The organism is Acidimangrovimonas sediminis, from assembly GCF_002871005.1.
Lineage (GTDB): Bacteria > Pseudomonadota > Alphaproteobacteria > Rhodobacterales > Rhodobacteraceae > Acidimangrovimonas > Acidimangrovimonas sediminis.
In genome coordinates, this window is the sequence record NZ_PHSN01000061.1 from 1 (window position 1) to 4,305 (window position 4,305).

At 59.6% G+C, this 4,305-nt stretch carries 3 protein-coding genes and 1 pseudogene; 1 reads left to right on the top strand and 3 read right to left on the bottom strand.

What is annotated here, in order from left to right; genetic code table 11:
* Positions 1 to 594 precede the first annotated feature (594 nt).
* From CVV76_RS24260 to CVV76_RS24265, 3 genes are read right to left on the bottom strand one after another with little or no spacing between them, the layout of a single operon-like run.
* On the bottom strand, positions 595 to 2,727 hold the full coding sequence (locus CVV76_RS24260) for a relaxase/mobilization nuclease domain-containing protein (protein WP_158243246.1): 2,133 nt from the start codon (positions 2,725 to 2,727) through the stop codon (positions 595 to 597).
* A complete protein-coding gene (locus CVV76_RS24860; RefSeq protein WP_146010394.1) occupies positions 2,724 to 3,071 on the bottom strand; it encodes a hypothetical protein in 348 nt (115 codons plus the stop codon). Before CVV76_RS24860 ends, CVV76_RS24260 begins: the two co-directional genes overlap by 4 nt.
* 3 nt (positions 3,072 to 3,074) lie before the next feature.
* Positions 3,075 to 3,491, bottom strand: coding sequence for a hypothetical protein (locus tag CVV76_RS24265; protein ID WP_102227263.1), 417 nt, complete (start codon positions 3,489 to 3,491; stop codon positions 3,075 to 3,077).
* Positions 3,492 to 3,913: 422 nt separating this feature from the next.
* On the opposite strand from CVV76_RS24265, the pseudogene CVV76_RS24270 reads away from it, so the two are divergent.
* A pseudogene (locus tag CVV76_RS24270) lies at positions 3,914 to 4,305 on the top strand (IS66 family transposase); the annotation flags it as partial.

Sequence of the window (4,305 nt, forward strand, 5' to 3'; positions counted from 1 at the left end):
CCCTGCAGGGATTTGCGCAACAGAGCCGTTCGTCGGGTAAAACGGACCGCCAAGATCGTTTGAATCTCGATCTGGGGAGTGAACTTAGGGCCTGCCATAAGGTCGGATTTGGCATTGAAGCCACATCCCCGCCAGGCGGTCCTCTCCCGTGGCGTACATGCAATATTTAATTCGCGGCGAAGGTCCGGAACCCGCCCTCGGCAAAACGTCTCTCAAGCGCGGCACAGATCGAGACGTTGCAGCGAATGGCAGGAAGGACCGCACTGCTGACCTTGGGGCCCTAGACTATGCTGCGCCGTGCCATGAAGGTCCGGTGTGGGGAAGCCGCGCTGCGGCAATGGCGATCTTGGCCAATGACCGGAATGGGCCGCACCCGGCCTCGCCGCTGTTAGGCAACCTTTCCCATTCTGGGTGATCTCTGACTATTCAACCACAGGTCGAGCCCGCTTGCGTTCGGGTCTGTCTGGCTGAGCTGCTGCCGGTTTCGTGGACACCGGGTTAGGTTTGCATAGCTCGGGCCTCGAATGCCATCCCATTAGCTCAGACATCGCTTGCCAGTTCGCTGCGGTCAACTAATGACGGCTTCATGGCGGGCTATGGCCCAGAACTCGGGTCATCAGGGCCGACCGGCTCGTTCGTAGTCGGTTTCCGCTGAGTGTTCTTAGTTTCAGGATTAGGCGCCACTTCAAATTGGCATCCGCGTGCTCTTAGTTTCCGAAGGCAGATCTTTGCGTCTGGGCACGGAGTCTCGCCTGCGACGCTCACCAAACCAACAAAGTCCAGGTTTTCCATCTTCGAAGCTGTTCGAAGAATGTCGGGAAAGCTCTCAAAGATCATTACGCGACATGGCTCTGACGGCAGGTGGAAGATGCCGAGGCCGCGCCGCCCGCCCGGGACGAGCGGATCTCGGCGTTGCGGCCGTGCGCGTTCGTGACCGACCACGGCACCGGTGCTGCTGATGTGCGGCAGCAGTGGCCCCAAGAGGGGATGATCAATAGCACGCGATTCTGTCGCATCCGCGTCCGAGGCCTCGCCGACCATTGATATTCTGCAATATTCCAGCAGTTGTCGGATCGACGTATGGTCAAGGATGCCCGTCTGACTGAACTGGTCTTCGATTTCTTTCTTCCGCCTGAGTTTCAGTATGCCCGGGGACGCGGTTATGATTGCGGCGGCATCCAGTGGCGCCAGCCGCAATTTGCTTTTGCGTGCATCGCCGGCAGAAGCGAGTTTATCCGCATGCTGGGCTTTCAGAGCCCCTCGCAGAGCTTGCACCACAGGGGCGCGGGCGCTGCCGAATGCGGCCTTGAGTGCGGCCTCGGATTCAGCGTAGTCCTCTTTGATGCAGCGCTTCTGCGCTGCGATCTGGTCGCGCTGAGTTTTGGTCTGCGCGTGTTGCTTCGCCCTCCGCTCGAGCCAAGTCGTTGTGGCGCCTTCGATCGTCTTCTTGGGTGGCGCGTCAAATCCTTCGACCTTGATCGCGAGGCCGTCTCCGGCTCTTGCGCATGCCCTGCAAAAGCTGCCCGGACCGATGGCGCGGATTGTCGTCCAGCCATGACCGTAGGCAATTGTCATCATGATGAAGGCGGCGATTTCGGGCATGTCGGCATTTGTAGCGACTATCTTGCTTCCCAGGTCCTCAATGTGCGCGCCGCCCACCAGCACGATCCTGCGCGGGATGTCCCGCAGAGCAATGTATTCGATGTGGCGGAGTATTCTCTCGTTCGCGGTGATCCGCGTGAATACTTGCGACTGTCTTCCGTTCCGGACGGACTGTGTCGAGAACAGCTCGGCCTCCGGCATTCCCGACCAACCTTCGATCCTCAGTTTTGCCGGTGCCTTCTCGAGGTGGAGGCGCGCGCGGCGCGGGACGTGTTGCGGGATGTCTCCAAGCTGCTTCGTCAGCTTGCCGCCGCTGTAGGGTGCCCCAAGGGCTGACGCGCGCATATGATCACCGGCGTGGTCGACGTAGAGGCGCGCGCCGCTACCAAATGGGCGCAGACTCAGGCCCAGCTGGTCCAGCCTGGTCGTGACGTCTGACCAGTCTTGCGCGGTATCCAGAGCGCGGCGTATTCTGCTTTTCAATGGCGCGCTGAGCCGTGCTGACAAGGGTTGCGTTATCGCTCCCCGGCTTCTGCGACGTTCCGCCTCTCCCTGTGATCGAAGCCCGGCGGCGCGATGTTCGGCCTTTCTTTTCCAGTGAACGGCGGGCTTCTGCACGAGTGTAACATTTTGATCCCGGTCGAGCCGGACATCGAACCGTCCTCGGTCCGCCGACCATCCCTGCGCAATCTCGATTTCACGGCAGGCACGTTCGAGGATCGCGAAATCGTTCGAGGTGGACAGCAATCTGCCCGACGCCATGTGGAAGCGGTTCAAAACGATATGAATGTGCCGCTTTCCGGTATCGTCATGGATCGCCAAGACGGCCTCATGATCCTGCGCGCCGAGCGCCGCGATGACCTGATCGGCGGCGTCGAACATCTGTTTGTGGCTAGGCCGCTCTTGTTCCGGCCAAGAGAGCGAGATGTGGTACAAGACCCGGCTGGTCTGTCGTCTTCCGAGCTCCGCCGTCTGCTGCATCTGGCGCGCCGCATCGTGCCAATCTCCGACAACATGTCGCGTTTCGACACCGGACGCCTTCTCGACCGCATAGGTGATCGTGGCCGCGAAAGCGTCGCGGCCTTGATGGTCGTATGTGCGTCTCTGGATGATCTTCGGGATCATTGCCATTTATCCCCGGAAATAGCTCTGAAAACTATTCTTAATTCTGCCTGCATGGCTTCGAGTATTTCGTGAAGCGCCTTGTTTGTGCCCACCGAACTGCGCATAGACTCTTCGAGAATATTGTGAATCTTGGCCAGGCGCGCTCGCACCTGAGCCAGTGGTCTTTGGGGAACGGCATTTTGCCGGAGTGCGATATCCCTCGCGAATTCGGTGTGGTTCTCATATCCCCAGGCGTTGGCAGTCCGCTTTACCCGGTCGAGTTGCTCGGCGGTCACGCGGAAGGCGATGACATGCGCCGCCTTCCGCTTCTCCGACCGCAGTTTCCCATCACCCGCCCGTGCCATGGATCACTCACTCACAGAGCGGTGCATGATGGCGTCTGGTGTGGCTTCGGAGTCGGTCGATGCCCCGGATGCCCCGTCCGCGATCAGATCGGCTGCCTCGTGCGTCGGATCGGGATTGCGCGAGGTGCTCTGGATCACGTGCCTGCCCCCGATCGTTTTCTTTTTGGGTTTTTGCGTTTTCTTGTCATTGAGAAATTGGCGCAGATACGACTGAAGCGTCGACGGAGCAATGTCGAGCCCGAGTGCGCGGACGGATCCGATCAGTTCGGCGGCCGTGACTCCGCGGTCGAGGGCTGCTTTCAGTTCGGGAAGCAGCTCGCGCACCGCCTCGCGGGCGGTAAGCTCGCGGGGCGTCGTCGGCTCGAGCGCCGCGAGTTGCCTGCGCATCTGCTCAAGGTTGTCGGTGGAGATTTTCTGCATGATGTCACCTGTGCTGTTCTAACGGTGACCCACATACTATGCATCAAAAGCGCCGCGTCGTCATCTGATTTGAAGTTTTCCACATAATTCGAATGCCCGTTTCGGAGAGGTCTGTCCATTCGTTGTAACCCGGCGGTTTCGAACGGCACGCTGGCTGAACCTCAGATCACGTGCGCAGGCCTTATCAGAAGCCTTTGTTCTGAAAACATTGGGATGATCCGTATTGCCAACGCATCCAGCTTTTCTATCCGAAAGCAGGGTATGCAAACGGTTAACCGTCCCTCCGAAGTGGAAATAGATTTTCTATTATCTTGAGAAATTGCCTGTCGTCTCGTGTTCCATCAGCGCGGGGCGCATGCTGACGCCATAGCTTTTCAGCGAGGGCCTCGAAACGCGCGCGCTACATACGGCAAGCTTGGGCGCGGATGGCTTTCTGTTGGGCGCACGCCCGACGCAAGCTGGTCGAGATCACCCGCACCGGCTCGGCGCCGATCGCCGAAGAGGGCGTGAAGCGTATCGGCGACCTCTATCGTATCGAGGCCGAGATCCGGGGGCGTGATCCCGCGGCACGCCGCGCTGCTCGACAGGAGCGCTACGCACCGATCATCGCCGACGTTGAGGCCTGGCTCACTCACCACCTTGCCCGTCTCGCGACAAAGTCGCCCCTGGGCGAGGCCCTGAAATACATCGCCAAATACTGGGACGGCCTATGCCTGTTCCTGACCGATGGCCGGATCGAGCTTGACACGGATGATGTTGAGAAGCCCTTTTCTCGTCTACGGATGATGTTGAGAAGCCCTTTTCTCGTCTATTC

What these genes read in the sequence shown, in the direction of transcription:
- CVV76_RS24260 (WP_158243246.1), bottom strand. Translation starts at nt 2,727, where the DNA reads ATGATCCCGAAGATCATCCAGAGACGCACATACGACCATCAAGGCCGC.
- CVV76_RS24860 (WP_146010394.1), bottom strand. Translation starts at nt 3,071, where the DNA reads ATGGCACGGGCGGGTGATGGGAAACTGCGGTCGGAGAAGCGGAAGGCG.
- CVV76_RS24265 (WP_102227263.1), bottom strand. Translation starts at nt 3,491, where the DNA reads ATGCAGAAAATCTCCACCGACAACCTTGAGCAGATGCGCAGGCAACTC.